The 20,678-nt window shown below is 67.5% G+C and carries 19 protein-coding genes and 2 pseudogenes; 14 read left to right on the plus strand and 7 right to left on the minus strand.

Going from position 1 to position 20,678, the window contains the following annotated elements:
- Positions 1 to 60 precede the first annotated feature (60 nt).
- Both AB0J95_RS13785 and AB0J95_RS13790 read left to right on the plus strand, forming a co-directional pair.
- On the plus strand, positions 61 to 1,185 hold the full coding sequence (locus AB0J95_RS13785) for an FAD-dependent monooxygenase (protein ID WP_364756885.1): 1,125 nt from the start codon (positions 61 to 63) through the stop codon (positions 1,183 to 1,185).
- Positions 1,182 to 1,832 carry a DUF3159 domain-containing protein gene (locus AB0J95_RS13790; protein ID WP_364756886.1) on the plus strand — a complete coding sequence of 217 codons (651 nt, stop codon included), beginning with the start codon at positions 1,182 to 1,184 and terminating at the stop codon, positions 1,830 to 1,832. Before AB0J95_RS13785 ends, AB0J95_RS13790 begins: the two co-directional genes overlap by 4 nt.
- 151 nt (positions 1,833 to 1,983) lie before the next feature.
- Here the strand turns inward: AB0J95_RS13790 and AB0J95_RS13795 are convergent, their stop codons facing one another.
- Positions 1,984 to 3,183: a vanadium-dependent haloperoxidase gene (locus AB0J95_RS13795; RefSeq protein WP_364756887.1), complete on the minus strand. Its 1,200-nt coding sequence runs from the start codon at positions 3,181 to 3,183 to the stop codon at positions 1,984 to 1,986.
- A 74-nt stretch (positions 3,184 to 3,257) separates the two neighbouring features.
- Here AB0J95_RS13795 and AB0J95_RS13800 point away from each other — a divergent pair, with 74 nt between their 5' ends.
- Positions 3,258 to 3,833, plus strand: a complete 576-nt coding sequence (locus AB0J95_RS13800) for a sigma-70 family RNA polymerase sigma factor (protein WP_364756889.1) — start codon at positions 3,258 to 3,260, stop codon at positions 3,831 to 3,833.
- A complete protein-coding gene (locus tag AB0J95_RS13805) occupies positions 3,830 to 4,483 on the plus strand; it encodes a Rieske 2Fe-2S domain-containing protein (RefSeq protein ID WP_364756890.1) in 654 nt (217 codons plus the stop codon). The genes AB0J95_RS13800 and AB0J95_RS13805 overlap by 4 nt, the downstream gene beginning before the upstream one ends.
- Positions 4,484 to 4,555: 72 nt before the next feature.
- On the opposite strand, the gene AB0J95_RS13810 is transcribed toward AB0J95_RS13805, so the two are convergent.
- Positions 4,556 to 5,014, minus strand: a complete 459-nt coding sequence (locus AB0J95_RS13810; protein WP_364756892.1) for an SMI1/KNR4 family protein — start codon at positions 5,012 to 5,014, stop codon at positions 4,556 to 4,558.
- 94 nt (positions 5,015 to 5,108) lie between these two features.
- On the opposite strand from AB0J95_RS13810, the gene AB0J95_RS13815 reads away from it, so the two are divergent.
- The 5 genes and pseudogenes from AB0J95_RS13815 to AB0J95_RS13835 all read left to right on the plus strand — a co-directional run bounded on the left by AB0J95_RS13815 (position 5,109) and on the right by AB0J95_RS13835 (position 9,221).
- Positions 5,109 to 5,882, plus strand: coding sequence for a maleylpyruvate isomerase family mycothiol-dependent enzyme (locus AB0J95_RS13815; RefSeq protein ID WP_364756894.1), 774 nt, complete (start codon positions 5,109 to 5,111; stop codon positions 5,880 to 5,882).
- Positions 5,883 to 6,040: 158 nt separating this feature from the next.
- Entirely contained in the window at positions 6,041 to 6,589 is a 549-nt protein-coding gene (locus tag AB0J95_RS13820; RefSeq protein ID WP_364756895.1) for a hypothetical protein, read from the plus strand.
- Between the two features lie 77 nt (positions 6,590 to 6,666).
- Entirely contained in the window at positions 6,667 to 7,161 is a 495-nt protein-coding gene (locus tag AB0J95_RS13825; RefSeq protein ID WP_364756897.1) for a hypothetical protein, read from the plus strand.
- Positions 7,133 to 8,267 (plus strand): annotated as a pseudogene (locus AB0J95_RS13830) (amidase family protein); the annotation flags it as partial. The gene AB0J95_RS13825 and the pseudogene AB0J95_RS13830, both read left to right, overlap by 29 nt.
- Before the next feature lie 129 nt (positions 8,268 to 8,396).
- Positions 8,397 to 9,221 (plus strand): DUF72 domain-containing protein, encoded by an 825-nt coding sequence (locus AB0J95_RS13835; RefSeq protein WP_364757197.1) that lies wholly within the window; start codon positions 8,397 to 8,399, stop codon positions 9,219 to 9,221.
- A gap of 109 nt (positions 9,222 to 9,330) precedes the next feature.
- Here AB0J95_RS13835 and AB0J95_RS13840 read toward each other — a convergent pair whose 3' ends face one another.
- From AB0J95_RS13840 to AB0J95_RS13850, 3 genes are all read right to left on the minus strand, one after another.
- The gene (locus AB0J95_RS13840; protein WP_364756898.1) at positions 9,331 to 10,392 is read right to left on the minus strand and encodes a hypothetical protein; all 1,062 of its coding nucleotides are present in this window, start codon (positions 10,390 to 10,392) and stop codon (positions 9,331 to 9,333) included.
- Positions 10,393 to 10,498: 106 nt separating this feature from the next.
- Positions 10,499 to 11,143 (minus strand): response regulator transcription factor, encoded by a 645-nt coding sequence (locus AB0J95_RS13845; protein ID WP_364756900.1) that lies wholly within the window; start codon positions 11,141 to 11,143, stop codon positions 10,499 to 10,501.
- Entirely contained in the window at positions 11,140 to 12,243 is a 1,104-nt protein-coding gene (locus tag AB0J95_RS13850; protein WP_364756902.1) for a sensor histidine kinase, read from the minus strand. Before AB0J95_RS13850 ends, AB0J95_RS13845 begins: the two co-directional genes overlap by 4 nt.
- Before the next feature lie 311 nt (positions 12,244 to 12,554).
- On the opposite strand from AB0J95_RS13850, the gene AB0J95_RS13855 reads away from it, so the two are divergent.
- From AB0J95_RS13855 to AB0J95_RS13870, 4 genes are all read left to right on the plus strand, one after another.
- The gene (locus AB0J95_RS13855) at positions 12,555 to 14,399 is read left to right on the plus strand and encodes a hypothetical protein (RefSeq protein ID WP_364756903.1); all 1,845 of its coding nucleotides are present in this window, start codon (positions 12,555 to 12,557) and stop codon (positions 14,397 to 14,399) included.
- Positions 14,400 to 14,695: 296 nt separating this feature from the next.
- Positions 14,696 to 14,995, plus strand: a complete 300-nt coding sequence (locus AB0J95_RS13860) for a hypothetical protein (RefSeq protein WP_364756905.1) — start codon at positions 14,696 to 14,698, stop codon at positions 14,993 to 14,995.
- 387 nt (positions 14,996 to 15,382) lie between these two features.
- Complete coding sequence (locus tag AB0J95_RS13865) at positions 15,383 to 15,694, plus strand: hypothetical protein (RefSeq protein WP_364756906.1); 312 nt, start codon at positions 15,383 to 15,385, stop codon at positions 15,692 to 15,694.
- A gap of 251 nt (positions 15,695 to 15,945) precedes the next feature.
- Positions 15,946 to 16,356 carry a hypothetical protein gene (locus AB0J95_RS13870; RefSeq protein WP_364756908.1) on the plus strand — a complete coding sequence of 137 codons (411 nt, stop codon included), beginning with the start codon at positions 15,946 to 15,948 and terminating at the stop codon, positions 16,354 to 16,356.
- Positions 16,357 to 17,169: 813 nt separating this feature from the next.
- Here the strand turns inward: AB0J95_RS13870 and AB0J95_RS13875 are convergent.
- Entirely contained in the window at positions 17,170 to 18,015 is an 846-nt protein-coding gene (locus AB0J95_RS13875; RefSeq protein ID WP_364756909.1) for a helix-turn-helix transcriptional regulator, read from the minus strand.
- A 103-nt stretch (positions 18,016 to 18,118) separates the two neighbouring features.
- Here AB0J95_RS13875 and AB0J95_RS13880 point away from each other — a divergent pair, with 103 nt between their 5' ends.
- The gene (locus tag AB0J95_RS13880; RefSeq protein WP_364756911.1) at positions 18,119 to 19,057 is read left to right on the plus strand and encodes an SDR family NAD(P)-dependent oxidoreductase; all 939 of its coding nucleotides are present in this window, start codon (positions 18,119 to 18,121) and stop codon (positions 19,055 to 19,057) included.
- A 255-nt stretch (positions 19,058 to 19,312) separates the two neighbouring features.
- Here AB0J95_RS13880 and AB0J95_RS13885 read toward each other — a convergent pair.
- Positions 19,313 to 20,464 (minus strand): annotated as a pseudogene (locus AB0J95_RS13885) (IS3 family transposase).
- Between the last annotated feature and the right edge of the window lie 214 nt (positions 20,465 to 20,678).

Here is a 20,678-nt window from a genome sequence, read left to right on the forward strand (position 1 = left end):
TTCGCTCGGGTCTGCCGTAGCGTGTTCTTCATCAGCCGGTGAAGAAAGGGGAGCTGGGGGATGAAGGTCATCGTGGTCGGCGCTGGTCTCGGTGGGTTGACGCTGGCCCACGGGCTGCGCCGGGCGGGGATCACCGTCGCGGTGTACGAGCGAGACGGCGCGCTGGGCCGTCCGCAGGGTGTGAGCCTGCATGTCGACGATCGGGGTGCTGCGGCGTTGCGCTCGTGCCTGCCGTCAGCACACGCCGACATGGTGGCGGCCACTATGGGCGGACCGCGAACCCGGACCCTAGCGTTGTCCGAAGTGGACGGTCAGCTCACCGTTGTGGGCGCCAAGCCCGCCGACGGTGCGGTGCGCCCGGGCCGGCAGGTTCACCGGCCTTTGCTGCGGGCGGTGTTGTTGACGGGGCTGCAAGACGTAGTGCGGTTCGGTGCGGAGTTCACACGGTATGAGCGGCACGCCGACGGCACCGTCCAGGCGTGGTTCGCCGACGGCAGCACCGACACCGCGGACGTGCTGGTCGGCGCGGACGGAATCGGTTCGGCGGTTCGCCGCCGGTATCTGCCGGACGTGCGGGTAGCCGATTCGGGACGGCGCATGATCATGGGCGCGGCGCCGCTGCGAGCGGTGGCCGGCACCGGATTGCCGGATCTGATCGGCGATAACCCGGCCGCGGCACGGGTGCGCGGCACGACGATGGTGCTGGCCGTGCTGCGGTTCACTCAACAGCCGGTGCTCGCGCGGGAGAAGTGGTTGCCCGCACTGCGGTCCGGCGTCGTCGCCGAAGCCGAGGACTACGTGATGTGGGCCTTGCCCGTTGCGGGACAAGAGCTTGGTTCGCCGGTGGCGGTGTGGCGCCGGGCTCGGGAACTGGCCGCGGATCTGCACCCGGCGCTGCGGTCGGTGGTCGCCGAGGCGTGGCCGGAAGTCACAGTCGCCCTGCGGATCGGGACTATTCCTGCGATGCCGGCCTGGCCCGCCAGTCCGGTGACGCTCATCGGTGACGCCATCCACCTGGCCCCGGGGTTCGGCGGCAACCTGGCCATGCGGGACGCGCACCACCTCTGCCAAGCATTGACGGAGGCCCACCGCGGCCGGATCGCCCTGGTTGACGCGATCGGCGGCTACGAGAACACCATGCGCCGCAACAGTTTCACGTCCGTCGCGGCCGAGGCGAGCGCATGAGCCTCGACGTGCTGTCCCGCAAGTCGCTGTCGCTGTTCAGCGCGGTGGGTGGCTGGCGCACGGTCGCCGAAGGCGTCGCGTCCCGCGTGGTGTTCCTGATCGCCTACCTGCTGACCCGCCAGGTGTGGACCTCCGCGCTGATCGCGGTCGGCGGCGTGGCGGTGCTCGCGGCCGTGCGGGTGTGGACCGATCGGCGTTACTGGTCGGCGGTGATCGGGCTCGCCATCGTCGGAGGATCTGCCCTGCTGGCCGGCGGTACCGGGCAGGCGATCAACTTCTACCTCCCGGCCGTGCTGATCCAGGCGGTTCAGGGCGCGGTGTGCCTGCTGTCGATGCCGGTGCGGTGGCCGCTGGTCGGGTTGGCGATGGGGGCGGTGCGCCGCGACCGGTTCGGCTGGCGGCGCGATCCGGTGCTGCGGCGGCGATACCAGCTGTGCACGGCGATATTCGTGGTGAAGTGCACGATCGCCACAGCGGTGCAGCTACCGCTGTACCTGACCGAGCAGACCACCGCACTCGGGATCGCCGCCACGTTGCTGGGAGGGGCGCCTTCCGCGGGCGTGTGTATTTACCTGTGCTGGCGGATCCTGCGGAATGATCGCGCAACTACCAGTGGCTGGGGGAGCATGGCAATGCGGGAACAGTAACCACGGCGGGTTCGCCAGCACAGCAGCGCCGCTGCGCTGGGCTGGTGGCACTCGTTTCGCGTGTCTCTTATCGACAGTGACGCCGACGCAACCTGCCACGCCCGCGCATCGACTGGGCGCAGTTCGCAGCGGTGGCATCTCGATCAACCAGCTAACGGTTCACCTTCGTCAACACGACGCGAGCCACGTCCAATCCGATGCGTTGGCCCGAGATGTGGTCGAGGCGGCTGTGCACGCCGGCGAAGATCCGGCTTTCCCCGGCCTCGTCGGCCACCTGCTGGAACGTCTGGAAATGCCGGACGGTCCCCGGCAACGCCTCGGACGTCACCGACAGCATCTGGCGGGTGCCGAGCTCGTGCCGCAGGATCGTCGCCCCCGCTTGGGAGATCACGCTGTGCGCGCCTGGGTATGCCGGATCGGCCGGGGTGGTCGCCAGGCTGTTCCAGGCGGGGTTGGCTGTGGTCGCCGGGTTGCCGTCGGTACCGGCCAACCGGACCGCGGTGATCGGCCGCCAGATCCGGTAGTGGTATTTGGCGTCGTAGAAGGCGATCACGGCGTCGGCGAACGCGAGGTTGAGCCGGGCGTACACTCGCGCGGCCCGCGCTGTGGCGGCGGTGGCCAGCGTGGACTGGGCGATCTCGTTCCAGTAGTTCCAAATCGGGGCGGCCCAGAACTTCGCCTGCACGGTCTGGTCGGCGGTACGAGCGGTGCTGGTGTCCTGTCCCAGCAAGGCGACCTCGTTCGCGGCGGTCGCGTACCGCGCGCTCCTGAGGTCCGGGTACGGTCCGGGCCGGAAAACACTGGCCCGGACCAGCATGAACGGCCGCACGGCCGGCCAGTGGGTGAACACCGCCGGCGCGAACCCGGGCGGCGTCGGGCGGTACTGGCCCGGTTCGGTGCCTGGCGGGATCGCGGGTGGGGTGGCCGTCGAGCCGTCGTTGGCGCGTGCGCGGAGGACCTGTTGGGCGGCCTGCTTTCCAGCGCGGACTCCGGGCGCCGGGTCGTGAGCTGTGGCCAGTTCGTGGGCCAGTTGGGCCGCGAAGTCGGCGGCCATTGCCGGATACAGGCTCGCCAGCACGTCGTGCGCGGCCTGGGACGCGGCGGCCGCGTGCGACCGGGTGGCGGTCACGGCGTCGTGGACGGCCGAGTGCATCATGGCGAAACTGCGCGTGGGATGCACGGTCGCGGGATGTGCCCCGGGAGTTCGGACAATCCGCAACAACGTGCGGTTCCAGGCGATGACCGGTGTGCTGGTGGCCGGTTCGGCGAGGACGGGCACGCCGGTGACGGCCAGCGCGGCGGTCGTGCCGCCGAGGACAAGAAGGCGCCTGCGGGAAAGTGGTGTGGTCACACAAGGGATACGGGCGGAGGTTACGTGTAACCCGGCCGCGTATCCATGGGGGAGAGTTGGGGAGGGTGACACACGTGGCTCAACGGTTCCGCGCCCGGCGCGACGCGCCCGCCGACGCCGAGCAGGATCCACCGCGCCTGCGTGTGGTCGATGTGGACGCGTATCCGGACTGGGATGCCATCTACCGGGACAACGTCGAACGCGTCTACCGGTTGATGTACGCGAAAGTCGGCAACCGGCCGGACGCCGAGGATCTCACCACGGAGGTGTTCATGACCGCTCTGCGGCCTATGCGCGCCTCGGCGAGCGTGGGCGAGGTTCGCGCGTACCTGTTGGCGACCGCACGCACGGTTCTGGCCACGTTCTGGCGGCGCACACTCGGCCGGGAGATCACCACTTTGGACGAGCAACGGGATGTCGGCCTGCTGACCGGCGACCCGCCTCCGGAGGACACCGGGGCGACCGAGGTGGACCGGATCCTGGCCGAGCTGCCCGACCGGCACCGGCGCATCCTGCAGCTGCGCTTCCTGGAGGGCTGCTCCATCAAGGAGGCCGCGGTGACGCTGGGGGTCAGTGTCAGCAACGCGAAGGTGTTGCAGCACAGAGCCTTGCGCCAGGCGACGGCGGTGGCGGAGAGGATGCGGACGTGAGCCCAGCACGGAAGTTCGTCGAGGACATGCTTGCCCGGCGCCGGGTCCGCCGTGCCGAGACAACCGAGGACGACGCGGCCGACATCCGCACGGCGATCCTGCTCAACTCGGCCCGGCCCGGCGGCGACCGGCCGGACGAGGAGTTCGTGGCCAAGCTCGGCGCCCGGCTCGCGGCCGAGGCGGACGGCAAACCCAAGGGCAACAACCGCCGCAGGTTCGTGCAGACCACCTCGGTGGCCGCGGCCGCGGCCGTGCTGGGTGCGACCGTGGATCACCTGGTCCAGCCGTCTCCCGCCACGGAAGAGGCGACCATCGTGCCCGACCAAGGGCAGTGGCGGGCTGTGGTGTCGTCCGCTGAGCTGGTGGAGGGTGCGGTGCGGCCGTTCGACTTCGGCACGGTCACCGGGTTCGTGCAACGGGCCGGTGGCGACGTGCACGCGGTGTCCGGGATCTGCACGCACTTGGGGTGCCGGCTCGCGTTGGACATGGCGGCGCTGCGGTTGAACTGCCCGTGCCACCGGACGGCGTTCACTGTGGACGGTGCGGTTCTGTTCCACCAGTTGCCATCGACGCCGCCGCCGTTGCCCCGGCTGCAGGTCCGGGAGAACGCCGGGAACATCGAGGTCCTGGTGCCGCAACGGCCGGTGTGAGAAGCGGTGGTGAGGACCGCCCCACCGGTCCTCACCACCTTTGCGTACCAGCGCGGCTTCGGGACGTCCTCACTAGAGCCAGTCGTGGCGCTTGTAGGTGGGGGACAGGACACCGAAGCCGAAGTAGTCGGTGCCGGGCAAGCTGTCGAGGAACTGACGGGTCGAGTCGGCGAGCGGTTCCTCGTCGAAGCCGTCGAGCCGCACAACCCGGTCCTTGCCGGCGGCGAGGTCAGCGGCGTGCCAGCCACACATATCCCTGTTGTCACTGCGGGCGAACACAATGACGTCGGCGGTCGGTGCCAGATCCTCCTCGGCGTCCTCGTCGATCAGATCCCCGATGAGCTCCCGGTGCGTGGACATGCCGTCCGGCGCCTCAAAGTGCAGGAACCCCCCGAACGTGCCGACCCCCGACCGCAGGTAGAGCTCGGCCAACGCATCCGGCAGCGGCGCCCCATGCTGCTCAGCGAACGCCGCGATATCAGCCGCCGCGACAACGCCACCAGTTCCGGACACCGACACCCCAGGCCACATGGCGGAGCAGCCTACCGACACGCTCGCACACGCGAACACAATCATGAGGCGTCGATCGGGGAACAGATGCGTCCGTTCGGAAGTTGGCCGTGGCATGAGCCAACTCGTAGACCGCACGATCACCGCGCTCCGCTCCGAGCACGACAAGCTCGCCGATCTCGCCCGGACCCTGACCGACGATCAGCTGGCCACCACGAGTGGCGCTGCGGAGTGGACTGTCGCGCAGGTCCTTTCCCACCTTGGCAGCGGTGCGGAGATCGGCCGCGCGCCGATTGCCCGGGCGGCCGGAGAGACCGTGACGGCCGAGGACAACCAAACGATCTGGGCGCGGTGGGACGCGTCCGCGCCGCGCGCGCAGGCCGAGGGCTTCCTGGAGTACAACACCCGCTGGCTCGACACGGTCGAGGCACTCACGCCCGAGCAGCGCTCGTCGCTGACCGTCGATCTCGGCTTCCTGCCGGAGCCGGTCCCGCTGGTCACCGCTCTGGGCATGCGGCTCAACGAGGTGGCCAACCACTCGTGGGACGTGCGTGTGGCATTCGACGCGGACGCCGGCGTGGACGCCGACTCTGCCGCGGTCCTCGTCGACATCCTGGCCGGGCCCCTGGGCTTCATGCTGGGTTTCCTTGGGAAGCCGGCCGAGCTCGCGGAGCCGGTGTCCCTCGCGGTTCCAGGCGCCGGTCTGATGATCGACGACACTGTCAGCGTGGTCGACCACCTGGAGTCACCTTCCGCGACGTTCAACGGGCCGCAAGAAGCGTTTGTCCGGCTGATCAGCGGCCGTCTCAAGGCCCCTTATGACAACGGCGTCACCATCGACGGCAACAGCACACTCGACGACCTGCGTCGGGTTTTCCGCGGCTTCTGACAGAATTATTCGTCGTCGACGCGGTCGTTGTAGCGCGCCCGGTCAGCAGTGGACACGTGCCTGGACCGGTTTTCAATCGGCTCGGATTCCCTTGCGAGCCAATGGTTTAGGGTGTCCATGGCATTGGCCATCGGACTTCTACGCGGAGGGGGCTGCGGATGACGGCGGCGCTGTTCACCCTGGCCGGCGCGCTCGTGGGGATGCTGGGCACCCTGGCCACCGAGCTGGTTCGCGGGCGGCGAGACGACCGCAAGCTCTGGCGTGAGGAGTTGCGGTCCACCTGCGCGACCCTGGCGAGTGAAGTGTCCCGCCTGCGGGATATCAGTCATGAACTGAGCAGGACACCCGACGACAGCCAGCTGCAGCGTGACGCCCGTCAGGCTCACTCGCAGGCACGAGCGTTGCAGGAGAGGCTGCGGCTCATCTCCAAATCCGTGGAAACCCAGGAGGCGGGCCGCCAGCTGATCCATCATGTGTACCACCAGTGGCGCGCCACCCAAGGCGGAGCCGCCGACTTCTGGGAAGCCCGAAGGGGGCTTGATGAATGGCTGACCAAGTTCTATGTGGCCGCCAGGGCGGAACTCGGCTTGGACAGCTCAAGCGTGTACGAGGATCCTTCCGAAAGGCTTCCCGTGCCCGGTGTGATCGGCGAGAAGGCCGCGGCCGACGTATTACCCATTGAGCCGGCTCCCGGGAAAGCACCCTGACACGTCACCATGACCGGAACAAAGTGCACCCGATTCAAACCAAGCCTTGACAGAGACAACGCCAAGATTGGGTCACTATGGACGGTCAGCCTCGCCATCATCACTACCGGTTTGCTCATGTGAGTTTGCCCAGAATCGCGCTGGGTGGAACGGTCAACCTTCGCCAGTTCGCCGACGAAGGCAAGCTCGGCCAGATGCTACGCGGCTTCTGGGATTTTGTGGGCACTCAGCAGGTGGCCGAAGAAGACCGGCTACCTGCCGATGGACTCTCCAGCGAGACGGTCACAACAGGGGACTCCACCGTCTTGTTGATCACCTTGCCACGTGCACTGAAAGCCACCGAGGCGTATTTCGTCGCGATTGCCTACCGAGCGGCCGCGGCGATCCCGCGATATTTTTGCCTCGAACACGGCACTCCGTTGTTCCCTGATACCACCATGATCGGTGAATGGGTCCAGGGGGAAGGGGGACTTTCTCACGTGAATCTCGGCGATGGACCCGAGCCGGACGCCGATGCGTTTCTCGATGCGATAACCCGCTTGTCTGCGACAACGGTCAGCGAACAGAATTGAGACATCTATCCTGTTGCGCGCACCGGAATTTCGTGTCCTTTGTGGCATACCGATAGCTTCGGACTCATGGAATGGAGCGATCTGCGTGCCGGACTTCGACCGTGCGCGGGTTGCCGCACACCGCGCCGACCAGGCACGGGCGCCTGGTGAGGACCGGCCGCTGCGCCGTTGGGACTGCAGGACATCCAGAGCTTCAACGAGATCTACGGCACCACCACCAACCCGTGGGATCACGGTCGCACGCCGGGCGGATCCTCCGGCGGGTCGGCAGCGGCCCTGGCGTCCGGGTTCGGCGCGCTGTCCATCGCCTCCGACATCGCCGGCTCGCTGCGCACCCCCGCACATTTCTGCGGCGTCTACGCGCACAAGCCGACGCTCGGACTGGCGGCCAACCGCGGCATGGTCCCGCCGTCAGAGCCGGCATTGCCGACCGACCTCGACCTCGCCGTCGTCGGTCCGATGGCACGCTCCGCCCGCGACCTCACGCTCCTGCTCGACGTCATGGCCGGGCCGGACCCGCTGACGTTCGGCGTGGCGCACCGTCGGCACTGCCGCCCGCCTGCCACGAGCGGCTCCGCGATTTCCGGGTCTTGATCCTCACGAGCATCCGCTCATTGCGACCGGGTCCGCCGTGCGGGCGGCCGTGAACCGGGTGGCCGCCGCGCTCGTCGACGACGGCGCCCGCGTCGAACGGCACAGTCCGCTGCTGCCCGATCTGACCGAAGCCGCGACGCTCTACATGCAGTTGCTGATTTCGGGCTCCCCGGCGCGTTTTCCCATCGAATCGGACGAGCAGCTGCGGATCCGCGCCGCCGGACTGAGCGCGGACGACCAGAGCCTTGACGCCGTGCGGTTGCGCGCCATGGTGTTCAGCCACCACGACTGGATCGAGGCGAACAACCGCCGCGAGATTCACCACCACGGCTGGCGGCAGCTGTTCGCTCGTTTGGGCGGGCTTGGCCACCATGCCCGGCCTGCCCGCCACCGCCATACCCACGGGCCGGTCCGCTGAGGGCCTGCCGGTCGGAGTGCAGCTCATCGGTCCGATGTTCGAGGACCGCACGCCGCTGCGGCTCGCCGAACTGCTCGAGCAGGAGGTCGGCGGGCTTCCAGGCACCGAAGTAGGGGCGTACTGGCCGGGATACGGCAGGAGCAGGTGCTGTCGAGAACAAGCTATCGTCACTCACGATCGATGGGAGTGGGGCGGAGTGGCACGTCTTCATGTCGGCTGCGCGATGTGGACCCACAAGGCGTGGCCTGGTCGGTTCGTGCCGCAGTCGCTGCCGGCCAACGAGCGGCTGCGGGCCTATGCCAGCTGGTGCAACGCGGTCGAGGGCAACACCACCTTCTACGCGACCCCTGCTCGGAACACGGTCGCGACTTGGGCGCAGCAGACCGATCCCGGCTTCTGGTTCCTCGTCAAGCTGCCCAAGGTCGTCACGCACGAACGCCGGTTGGTTGGTGTCGAGGCCGAGATGCGGGCGTTCCTGGATGCGATCGAACCCCTCGGCGAACGGGCAATCCTGTGGACCCAGTTGCCCGGCTCGTTCGGTCCTTCGGACGTTGACGCGCTCGGCCGCTTCCTGCGCAGGCTCCCAGCCGACCGCCGACGCGCTGTGGAGGTGCGCCACCCCGGGTTCTTCACCGACGCCGGCGCGACGTCGCAGCTGGAGGGGAGACTCGCTGACGCGGACGCCGAATGGGTGCCCTTCGACACCACGGTCTTCTTCCAGAGTCCCCCGACCAGCGAGGCCGAGCGGGATACCTGGACCAAGAAACCCCGGCTGCCGCGGCGGACACGGGCACTGACCGACCAGCCGATCGTCCGCTACCTGGGCCGCGACTCGGTCGAGGAGACAGTCGAGGGGTGGCGGCCATGGACCGCGGTGGTAGCCGACTGGCTGCGCGAGGGCCGGTCGCCGACGGTTTTCTTGCACACCCCCGACAACGCCGGCGCACCTGCGCTCGCCCGCCGATTCCACGATGACGTGCGAACGCTCGTGCCGGACCTCGACCCGCTGCCCGAGCCCGAGCCGGTTGAGCCTGCGACGCTGTTCTGAGCACCGAGGTCAACCGGTCGCCTCTCGTGCAGGAGTCGATCATGTCCATGTACGGCGCCTGTACGGGTTACCGAGGCTGTGAACGCCGGTGTTGTCCGCCGGTCGTGGGTCAGGAAGGGAACATGGCGGGCTCGCCTTCGTGCCGGAGTCCTTCGAGGTCGCCGGGCAAGCCGACGAGGGTCTTGCGCCGGTTCAGCTCGGCCCAGTAGGTGGGTTCGTGGTAGACCTGCCAGTCCAGGACGGCGGAGCTGAGCTCGGCGCGCCTGCCGAGGTAGAGGACGTGGTCGCAGAGGTCGGCGACGGCCTTGCCGGTGAGGCTCTCGATGAGCCCGGGCGGGTAGACGCCGGGAGCGAAGATGTCGACCGCCGGCAGCGCGCCGTAGGCGGTGCGCCGGGCGGGCGCGATGGCGGGTCGTGGCCACCCTGCGACGGTGGCCTCGACGGTGGCGTCCCGGCCGGCGGCCGTCGCCGAATGTGTGTGCACGACGCTGACGCAACCGGGGCGGCGTTGCTCGAGCAGGGTGGTCACGGTGTCCGACGTCTTGGGCAGCCCACGGTAGAAGTGCGTTGCACCGCCGACCGTGATGCACCGCCGCCCCGCGTCGAGAACCTCGCGGGTGATCACGCCCGCCCAGCTGTGGTTGCGTTGCGGGAGTAGCGCGAACAGGTCGTCCGGGCCGGCGACGCTCGACCAGTCGATCGGCGGGTCGGGCAACAGCACCCGCAGCGGCCGCGGTCTGCCGCCGTAGAGGTTGATCGCCCTGGCCAGGCTGAAAACCCGTTCCAGGGCGGGGAAGTCGCCGTTCGAGTTCGGGCTCTGGGTGGTGTCACGCCAGGCCCGTTGCAGGTCGGACCTGCGCACGATCTCCCCGGAGACGTAGGCGTCCGACATGTCCTGGTACCGCGCGTTGCCGAACTCGACCACGACCGCGTCTACGGCGTGGAATCTCGGGTGTTGCATGGACACCGCGAGGAAGTCCCACGTGTCCTGGAGGTGGTGCACGCCCTCGCCGAGCGCGACGACCGGGGTCGCCGTGAACAGGTCCAACAAGCCGTCGACACCGGGTCTGGGGTGCCCGGCTTGGGCGGTCGGTGCCGCGCTCACGGTGCCGGTGACTCCGGCGGCGGCCAATGCTCCGCCAAGGAGGGTGCGACGTCGTAGGGATGTCATGTGACAAGCCTCGTTCGGGTGCGGAGCGGGCCGCGACGGGCAAACGTCGCGGCCCTCGCACCCGCGTCGGATGACAGTGCGTGTCGTCCGATCGGGGGACACGGGCTCAGTCGATGGTCGGGAGCGTGATGAGGCGTTGCGCGAGGGCGGCGGTGACGGCGGCGGTGCGGTCGCTGACCTGAAGCTTGGTGAAGATCCGGGTGAGGTACGTCTTGACCGTGGCCTCGGAGACCATGAGCGCGGCGGCGATGTGCCGGTTGGTCGCGCCGCCCGCGACGAGGGTGAGCACCTGCCGCTCGCGGGCCGACAGCGGTTCGGGCCGGGCGACGTGGTGCTGGCGGACCAACGCGGTGGCGACGGAAGGAGTCAGCACCGACACGCCGTCCGCGACGGCGCGGATGGCGCCGAGCAGGTCGTCCCGGCCGGTGTCCTTGAGCAGATAGCCGAGCGCACCGGCGGCGACCGCTCTGGTGATGTCGGCATCCGAGTCGTAGGTGGTGAGCACGAGGACGCGTGGCGGTGACGGGAGCGCGCTGACGCGGGCGGTCGCGGCCACCCCGTCGACACCGGGCATGCGCAGATCCATGAGGACGACGTCCGGCCGCAGCACTGTGGCCAGCTCGACCGCGGCGGCGCCGTCTGCGGCCGTCCCGACAACGAGGAGGTCGTCGTGCGGTTCGATCATGGCGGCGATGCCGTCCCGGATGACGGCGTGGTCGTCGACGACGAGAACGCGGATCGGTTCGGTCACCGGTCCTCCCCGGTGGGCAGGACGGCGGTCACGGTGGTCCCGGCACCCGGTGCGCTGGTGATCGACAGGCTGCCGCCGACGGCCCCGACCCGTTCGCGCATCGTGGCCAGGCCGAACCCCGCCCTGGGCTCGGTCGAGTCGAACCCCTGGCCATCGTCGCGGACCATCACGTGCAGGACGTCGCCCCGGTGGTCGACGTCGACGACCACCTTGGTGGCACCGGCGTGCTTGCCGGCGTTGGCCAGCGCCTCCTGCACGATCCGCAGGGCGACGACGTCGACCCCGGGACGCCCGACGCCGCGGACGGTCGGTCGTGCCGGCACCCCGGTCATCTCGGTGAATCGCGCGCATACCTGGTCGACGGCTTCCGCCAGGCCACCGCTGTCGAGCTGCTCGGGCCGCAACGCCTCGACAGCGCGACGGGTGTCGGCCAAGCACGTCCTCGCCGACTGCCGCGCACGCGCGACGAGCACCGCACCCGGCCCGTCGAGGTGCTGCTCAGCGGCCTGAAGCTGGACGAGTACACCAGCGAGGCCCTGGGCGAGAGTGTCGTGCAGCTCGTGGGCGAGCCGCTGCCGCTCCGCACGGCGGGTCGCCTCCGCGAGCTCGGCGCGAGCGGCCACGAGCTGGTCGAGCAGATCCTGCCGGCGCCGGTTCTGCCGCCGCAACGCCTGCACCGCACCAGCGGTACACATCCCGGTGAGCACCGGCAAGGCGATCCCGACGATGCCCACGTAGGCAGGTCCGAAGCGGATGACAGCCCCCGGCTGCCAGCCGGTCCCAGCGAACCAGCCCCGCAACAACGGCTGCACCACCAGCGGCAACCCGGTCGCGACCACCCCGACCCCCACCGCGGCGACCCGCGACAGCCGCACGAACGTGATCGGCAACAACCCGAACGCCACAGCGGAGAACATCGGGAACAACGCCGCCCCCACCCCGGCGACGACCCCACACGCGGCCACACTCCGCCGCGCACCAACGCCCACCAGCACCAGCCCACCAGCGACCAACCAGTCCACGCCGACCGGAAACGTGACCAGGGTGGCCACCCCCGCGACCGCGAGTGTGAGGAGATACAGGCCGTTGAGAGCGTGCACCCACCGATCCCCGTCATCGCCCAGACTCCACACAACCCCCAGTCAACCCCCAACCGGATCAAGTGGAAGTAACACCAGCCTGCCGAACACCGGTCCCACCAACCGCGCGTCGGCATCAGCGGGTCACGCCGAATCGCCGATCAGCGGCATGTGCGGACGTTGCGGTCTGTGGGGACATCGTTGGCCAGCGTCGTGGTCTGGGACTGCCATACCGCGTCGATGTGTCGCGTGGGGCGCTGCCACGCGCGGGACGAAACTAGGACTGAGGTTGGGCACATGACACCGGGTAGCCGATGGCGCATCATCGTTGAATGACGGTCGAAGCGCCGATGCGCGGCTTGTGGCGCTGGGTGGGTCTGTTCTCCTGGGGCTTGACTGTGGCGTCGGCTGCTCTGATCGGTGTGGCCGTGGTGGGCTCGGTGTTGGGTGGTCTGGATCTGTCCGGGGCCGTGAGCGGTTTCGTGGTGACCAACGTCGCGATGGCTTTGTCGTTTTCGTTGTGCGGGCTGATCTTGGCGGTGCGGCGGCCGTCCAACTCGATTGGCTGGCTGTTCCTGGCGAGCGGTTTCGCACATGCGGTCACCGCGGCGGCGGTGCCGATGGTTATGGCCGGGACGGCTGCGGCTTGGCCCCTGTGGGTGGTGCGCACCATTGCGACCGCCGGGCTCTATTCCTGGCCGTGGTCGATCAGCCTTTTCCTGCCCCTGGCCCTGCTGCTGTTTCCCGATGGCCGACCGCCGAGTCGCCGGTGGCGGTGGTTGATCTGGACGGCGATCGCCGCAGCGCCGCTGTTCGTGCTGGGGCAGGGCGTCGTGCCGACCAGCCTGGTGCCGGGTAGCCCGTTGGGATACCTCACCATCAGCGACTTCGACCGCCTCGCGCCGGTTTGGATGGCCGGTGAACTGTGCCAGTTGTTGCTGTTGTGCGCCGGCGTGTCCGCTTTGGTGCTGCGTTACCGGCGTGGCAGTGAACCTGAACGTCGGCAGTTGCTCTGGCTGTTGCTGGCCACGCTGGTAACTCTCGGGGTGCTGATCCCGTGGGGGTTGCTGGACACCGGCCCGGTGCTGATGCTTCTCGCCCTCCCGCTCGTCGGTGGCGCCGTGACCATCGCGATCTTGCGGCATCAGTTGCTGGATATCCGGCTTGTCGTCTCCCGTGCAGTGCTGTATCTGCTTCTCACCGTCGGGGTTGTACTCACCTATGTGGTGCTGGTGACACTTCTCGAGTTGATGCTGCGCCGTCAGGTCGGACTCGGTGTGTCGATATTGGTGACGGTCCTGATCGCGGTGGGCTTCAACTCGATCCGAGTGCGGCTGCAACTTCTGTTTGATCGGGTCATGTACGCCGGGATGACGCCGAGTGATTCAGCGATCCGCAGTCCCGTTCGGTTTACCTTGCTGCGCTACGGTTTGTCCTCCGAAGTGGTCGACGAGGCCGAGCGCTTGAATGTCCGTTACCAAATTCGCGCCTTGGCGATACTGCTTATATTCGGCGTCGTTCTCAACAGTGCGCTCGCGGGTGGTCTGCTTCGATTGGGTTTCGCCCACCTGGATGACGAACAGGTGTGGCTGCTGGTGGTCTACGCGGCGATTTCCTCCGTGCTGACTGTCCTCTTCACCTCAGCGCTCCTTCAGTCTCTGATCAGGCGAAATATCGTAACGCACACCGTCCACCTCCTGCTTCAGGTGGTCGCCAGGCTTTCTCGACTGCAAGAGCTACGGCGGCTGAACGGTCAACTCCGCCACCGGCGACGCGTGTCCAGGATCCTTCTCACCACACGTCGTGAACTGCGCTCAAACTCGTGGCAACTGGCGGGGAACTTAGCTGTGCTGTCCGGACATGCTATGAGCGAACGAGACTGGCCACCCACAGCGCTACTGGGGCGATGGTTATGCTGGGTCTGCGAGGATCCCAACGACGCCGATCGTGTCGACGGTGCGCTGCAAGCCTGTGCGGACGCGGTGCAGCACATCATGAATTCGTCGTCCTTGGGTCGCCCGCCCCCGTTGCGGCATCCACCTAGAAAAGCACAAATGCTGAACCCCACCCGGAAAGAACGATGGAGCCGCTACGGATCCGGCGCGCGAACCGCCTTGATCTCCTCAATACCCCTGGTCACGGCATCGATCGGACTTGTCACCAAGCTAGTGCTATAAGAGTGCACGCGGGCTCCATATTGCTCCTTCAACATCCCGCGCGAACCGGACATATCGCCATTCGTCAACACCCACGCGCGAGATGGGCTTGCAAGCAATCGACAGCCCGGACCCAGTTCAACGGCCTGCATGTCGACCATCAGCACCATGCATCCGCTACGCGCGACCAGCGGCATAGAAAGACGTTCTGCGTGTCGGTCCGCAAGACGGGAACGTCCTCCTGATGCGCTTGTCGGGCTTGGTGTCCCATCGCAGGAGGAGGACGTTCGAGGGTCAGGGTAGTGGGGTTTCCAGGCGTGATCATCAGGATCGACCTGGCCGACACCAAACAGATGGTGGTCGTGACCGATCACGACTCGAAAGTGCTGGCACGCAACACCTTCCGCTGCCGCGCCTGGGACCTCGGTGCCGCGCTGGACGGGGCGGTGCATCGCGCGGCCGCGAAGGGGTTCGCCGGTGCGATGGTGGCTTGTGAACCCACCGGGTACCGGTGGCGGGTGCTCGGTCAGCTCTCGGCCGATCGTGGGGTGCCGTTTGTGTGTGTCCAGTCGATGGTGACCTCATGGTCACGGCGCACGGAAGATCTGACCTTATGACAAGACCAACGAGAAAGACGCCGTGCTGATCGCCCGGCTGACCGCACAACTTCGCTGCTATATCCCCGAACCGGTCGACGAGACCTGGGACCGGCTACGGCATCTGGGGGCCCCTGATTGTCGAGCAGGTCGGCCAAGTACAGCAGATCCGTGCCCTGCTCGAGTGCGTCTGGCCTGCAGCGCACCATAGGACGCCGAACCTGGCACGCGGTGGAGCAAACATGCTGATGAGAACTACGAACAGCGGCCAGGCCTTCAGTTGGCCACTGCCGAGCTGATGTAGACGGACCGTACAACTCGGACCACGGAGACCGCGACATCTGGACACCGCGGTGCCTGCCCAGCGACATTGCCCTCACAGCCCAAGATCGGGCATGGTCACCCATCATGGATCCTGACACCCTCTTCGACGACCTGGCCGCGGACCTCGCCACTCGGGGCGTGGCCGCCGGCGCGATGTTCGGCAAACGCGCCCTGAAGGCCAACGGCAAAGCGTTCGCCTGCCTCAAGAACGACGTGCTCGCCGTCAAGCTCGGCGACGGCACCCGCGAACACACCGCCGCGCTGGCCCTGACCGGCAGCGAACTGTTCGACCCCTCCGGCAAGAAGCGCCCCTTCAAAGACTGGGTCGCCGTTCCCATCGCCCACGCCGACCGGTGGCCCGAACTCGCCAAGGCCGCCCTCGCCACCACAGCCTGACCGCCGGCCCGCCGCCACGAGCGAATACACCTTCACCGCCAGCGGGACTACACAATGTGCGCTTCTCAGCATGATCAATTGGAACGCGCTGTCGGCGGCATGAGAGTGCATTGGTTTGGCATCTTGATCGCAAGGTTCGAACATTGCGGGCGTTGCTTTCAAGTGGGAGATAGATTGGCCGGTCATCCCGCCTCTTCGTCGGCCCGGTGTCGCCGACGCGTGGAGTCAGCGTACCTCGTAGAATCTCGCGCGTGTCGGAATCGGAACGTCTGATCAAGGAACTGTTCGGAACGGCGACCCATTGCGCATTCCCCGGATGCCTTGAGAAGCTCATCGTCGCGGACCGAGGGTTGACCACGGTCAACGTCCACATGGCCCACATCCGTTCGCCGAAGTTTGACGGTCCGCGCCATGACAAGGACTACCCGCCGGAGCTTATCCACAAGGCGCCGAACCGCCTGCTGCTCTGTACGAAGCACCACAACCTCGTCGACACTTCGGCCTCGGCGTACAGCATTACAGAGCTGGAAAGCTGGAAAGCTGGAAGCGTGACCAGACCGCCGACGGGTACGGCGGCGCGCTTCTCGATGGTCTTACGACGTCGGAGATTCTCCGGTTCTACGAAAATTCGCGCACCGCATCGCGAACGACCCGGAATTTGAACGCTGGCGACCCGACTTCGAGGAGATCAAGACCCCATCACCCCACAATGGCGCTGGTGGGTTCGCCTTTGTGGCTGGCGACCCGATCTCGGTATCGGCAGCCTGGTCGGTAGCACAGCTCATCGACGGCTTCGCACCAGCTGCCGTCGTCCTCCCACAACCCGCTTCAGCGTTCGGGGGATCTATCGCGGCATTCCTGCTTGATGACGAGGCCGGATTCACGATGCGGGTGGGACAGCTGGAGCGCTGCTGCAAGGTAGAGCCATTCGAGGCGATGCTGACGTCGCTCGCGTTCGGGGCCACGGCGGTGCGCTTGTGGGAGATAATGACCAGGCAGCCGGCGGACTTGCTGCGCGACAGTTGGGTCGCCGCTGGTCTAACGATCCCGTACCTCGCGGACATCGTGGTAGCAGCCCGATACGGGAGGACCGACCACGACCCTCTGCCCGGTCACTCAGATGACCAGCGGAAGGTGACCATGAATCTTGGCAGGGTAACCGCCATGACACTTCAGCTGGCTGTGGAGCACCAACCCAACCCGCTGGTTTCAGTCGTCCAGGACCTGCTAATTGGCGTTCAACGAGTGTCTGGGGAGTAGCCGCGAAAGTCGATACCAGTCGGGCGGCGGAAATGGCTCAGTGAACGCCGCAGGTCAGAACGGGGTCATATGTTGAAACCTCTCGTCGGCATGTGCGGGCGCGGGCAACGTGATCAATTCGCATGCGCGCGCTCGACGGCACTGAGCGGATGTCGCGGTTGTGGTGCGGCGGTGAACGCGCGGCTTGTATCTCTGCTCGCTCCGGATGTTCGTGCTCAGAGCTGTAGTGACTGAGTGCCGAGGACGATGGCGAGGGACAGGCGGTCGGCGTCTTCGGTGCCGGGCTCGGCGGTGTAAACGGTGATGCGCAGGTCATCCAGGGCGACAAACAGCGTGTCGCAGTCCAGGGTGATCGCACCGACCTCCGGGTGGTCAACGGTCTTGCGCCGGGATGGGTCGGTCAGGGGCGGCGGTGCCTCGGCGTCCCAGAGCTCGGCGAAGCGTGGGCTGCCAGAGGTCATGTCGGCGATCAAGCGCCGCAGCGCACGGTCGGCCGGGTAGCGCGAGGCGGTCAGGCGCAGGTCGGTCACGAGCCGGGCCTCGTGTTCGGCCTGCTCTCGCGCGGTGTGCACGACCCGGGAGGGTAGGCGGGTGACGTTGCGCCAGACGGCATTGCGGTCCGGGCCGCGCCAGGTGGTCGTGTCGCCCATGAGCGCGTCGTAGGGCGCGTTCGCCAGTACGAGTGTCCAGCTGGCGTCGTAGACGGCCACCGGGGTGTGGGAGAGCCGGTCGAGCAGCCGTTGCACGCTTGGCGGGATCCGCGACGACACGACGTCCGGGCCTGGCGCGGCGTGTCCGGCCAGCCGGTAGAGCAGGTCTCGTTCGGTGTCGGGCAGGCGCAGTGCCCGGGCCAGCGACTCCACCACCTGCGCCGACGGCGTGGTCGCGCGTCCCTGCTCGAGGCGGGTGAGGTAGTCGGCCGAGATGCCGGCGAGCGCGGCCAGCTCTTCGCGGCGCAGCCCGTCGGCCCGGCGTCGGCGACCCACCGGCACGCCGACGGACTCGGGTGCCAACCGGTCGCGCCAGCGGCGTACCGTCCGGCCGAACTCCCACGCTTCCACGGGGTTGAGTCTGCCCGGGCCTCGCACTCGTTGTCCTGGCCCTGGCAGTCCTACGAAAACCGGACGACTGTCCGCCACCTGGCCCTTCCCGCACGCTTCGGCCATGACCGAACCCGGAACCGTCCTGATCACCGGCCCGACCCGCAACCTGGGCCGTCGCACCGTGCTTGCCATGGCCGGCCGCCCCGAGGAACAGCGACCTGATCTCCTGCTCGTCGGCCGCGCCGGCCGTGACTTGACGGCGGTCGCCGACGAGGCCCGTGCCCTTGGCGCGCGCGTCCACGAGATCGGCTGCGACCTGGCGAGCCTGGCCGACGTCCGTTCCGCCGCGGCCACCACGCGCGGCCTGCTCGCTGACGGTGTCGTCCGACCACTGCGAGCGCTGGTCGCCAACGCCGGCACCATGTCGGCCGACACCCGGCAGGCCTCGCCGGACGGCTACGAGCTGACCTTCGCCGTCAACTACCTGGCTCACGCCCAGCTGATCGGAGACCTGCTCGGCTCGTTCACCGCGCCAGCGCGGGTCGTGCTGATCGGTTCGAACACCTACCACGCCAACTTCTGGCGCAAGTTGCTGCACGTGGCCGAGGCCGAGTGGGCCGATCCCGTTTCGCTGGCGCGCCCGGCTGCCGGTGAGCAGGTGCCGGGTATGTCGGCCGCCGGTGTGGCGTACTCCAACGCCAAGCTGGCGATCCTGTACTACGCCCACGAACTGCAGCGCCGAGCCGGTGCCGGGATCAGCGTGTCGGTGTTCGAACCGGGCTGGATGCCCGGCACCGCGCTGGGCCGCGGCGCCCCTGCGGTGTTCCAGGCGATCAGCCGCGTCCTCGGCCTGATTCCAGGCGTGTCGACACCACGGCGCTCTGGGCCGTTGCTGGCCGCGATGGCCCTCGACGACAAGTGGGCACACCTGCGGGACGGCGCGTTCGTGGTCAAGACCAAACTGACGGAGGTGCGGCCGGTCGCCCACGACCGCGACCGCGAGCGGCGCCTGTGGGAGGCGACCACCGAGCTGTTGGAACGTGCAGACGCGTCGCGTTAGTGCGCACCGGTGCCGGTCCGCAGCTCGCTGGGTCGTGGTCGTGTCGCCAACGCTGGTCACGACGCAGGACATACGCGACGGCCAGAACAACTATCGCCAAGAGCCGGTTCGTCTCGATGGAGTGGAATGCGGACACGGCGTGCTCAGGGCGGAGACGTCGCACGATGGCCGTCGGCAAATGTCCTTCAATGCAACATTGTCCTGAATGGCGATCGGTGATCCTGCCCTTGTTTCACGGAGTCGGGTTGCTGGAGTTCAGGCTACTGGGGCGATTCTGGCGTGTTGGAGTTCGTACTCGATCGGGGTGAGCATTCCGAGTGCGGTGTGGCGTCGTCGGCGGTTGTGGAACATCTCGAGGTACTCGAACAGTGCGTTGGCCAGTTCGAGTCGTATGCGCCATCGTCGGCGGTCGAGCAGTTCGGTTTGGACTCGTCCCCAGAACGATTCGATCATGGCGTTGTCGTAGCAGTCGCCGATTGATCCCATGGACGGCAGAAGCCCGGAGTCCTTGGCACGCTTGGTAAAGGTCCAGGATGTGTACTGAACTCCGTGGTCGGAGTGGATCACGGTACTCGTGGAGAGTGGGGAGCGATTGGAGATTGCCATGCCGAGCGCGTTGGTCGCGAGTGCGGCTGTCTGGCTGGAGTCGATCGACCATCCCACGACGCGCCGGGAGTGCACGTCCAGCACGACCGCGCAGTACACCTTGCCCTCACGGTCGGGTGTTCGGTGATGTCGGTGACCCACAGTTGGTTCGGCGCGCTGTGGGTGAAGTCGCGATTGATCGGGTCCGCGGCGGTGGGTGTGTCGTGATCCGGTCGTGGCCGGCGACGGTTGGGCAGGCCCTTGATCCCGTTGCGGCGCATGAGGAGTCCGACCGTGTTGTGCCCGACGGTGATCCCGTGTCCGAGGGTGAGTTCCGCGTGTATCCGCGGGGCTCCGTACACCTGGAATGACTCGATGTGGATCTGGCGGATCTGATCGGTGAGCCAGGCTTGGCGGATCGTTCGTGCGGAGGGAGCGCGGTCTCGCCAGTCGTAGTAGCCGGATGTGGACACGCCGAGGACACGGCAGGCGAGTTGGATTGACTGTCCTTCCGAGGCGATCACTGTGATCGCCTCGTAGCGTCTTTTGGGTGCTGCTCTCCTTGAGTAGTTCGGCGGCGCGGCGGTGGATGGCGACTTCGGCTTCCAGTTCGGCGATCCGCCGCCGCGCGGCGACCAGTTCGGCATTGTCGGCGCTGCTGGTTCCTGCCAGTTGCCCGGTGTCGATCAGTTCTTGGCGGCGCCAGGTGTAGATCGTCTGATGGCTGATGTCGAGATCCGCCGCGACCTGGGCGACCCGGCGGCCGGACGCGACCAGATCGAGCACCTTGCGCCGGAACTTGGGTGGGTATCGCTCGGGCATTGAGAGCTGTCCTCCGGGCTACTGAGATGAGTGATCATCCAGTAACCCGACTCCGAACAACCGGGTGAGGATCACGGTGTCCGTCACAACGGGGCAAGCTCACACCTTCGCAAGACGCCGCTCGATGGCGAGGTGGCGAGGTGGCGAGGTCAGTATCAACGATCTTGCTGGGCGCGGCTTCAAGGCGTTGATGCATGGCCGTCAGTTGCGCGCG

Source organism: Actinocrispum sp. NPDC049592, assembly GCF_040675465.1.
Classification (GTDB): domain Bacteria; phylum Actinomycetota; class Actinomycetes; order Mycobacteriales; family Pseudonocardiaceae; genus Kibdelosporangium.

Coding starts and splice junctions, on each gene's coding strand:
- AB0J95_RS13810 (WP_364756892.1), bottom strand. CDS start 5,014: ATGTGGCCTGGGGTGTCGGTGTCCGGAACTGGTGGCGTTGTCGCGGCG.
- AB0J95_RS13835 (WP_364757197.1), top strand. CDS start 8,397: ATGTGGACCCACAAGGCGTGGCCTGGTCGGTTCGTGCCGCAGTCGCTG.
- AB0J95_RS13815 (WP_364756894.1), top strand. CDS start 5,109: ATGAGCCAACTCGTAGACCGCACGATCACCGCGCTCCGCTCCGAGCAC.
- AB0J95_RS13865 (WP_364756906.1), top strand. CDS start 15,383: ATGGATCCTGACACCCTCTTCGACGACCTGGCCGCGGACCTCGCCACT.
- AB0J95_RS13855 (WP_364756903.1), top strand. CDS start 12,555: ATGACGGTCGAAGCGCCGATGCGCGGCTTGTGGCGCTGGGTGGGTCTG.
- AB0J95_RS13820 (WP_364756895.1), top strand. CDS start 6,041: ATGACGGCGGCGCTGTTCACCCTGGCCGGCGCGCTCGTGGGGATGCTG.
- AB0J95_RS13840 (WP_364756898.1), bottom strand. CDS start 10,392: ATGACATCCCTACGACGTCGCACCCTCCTTGGCGGAGCATTGGCCGCC.
- AB0J95_RS13880 (WP_364756911.1), top strand. CDS start 18,119: ATGACCGAACCCGGAACCGTCCTGATCACCGGCCCGACCCGCAACCTG.
- AB0J95_RS13790 (WP_364756886.1), top strand. CDS start 1,182: ATGAGCCTCGACGTGCTGTCCCGCAAGTCGCTGTCGCTGTTCAGCGCG.
- AB0J95_RS13785 (WP_364756885.1), top strand. CDS start 61: ATGAAGGTCATCGTGGTCGGCGCTGGTCTCGGTGGGTTGACGCTGGCC.
- AB0J95_RS13825 (WP_364756897.1), top strand. CDS start 6,667: ATGGACGGTCAGCCTCGCCATCATCACTACCGGTTTGCTCATGTGAGT.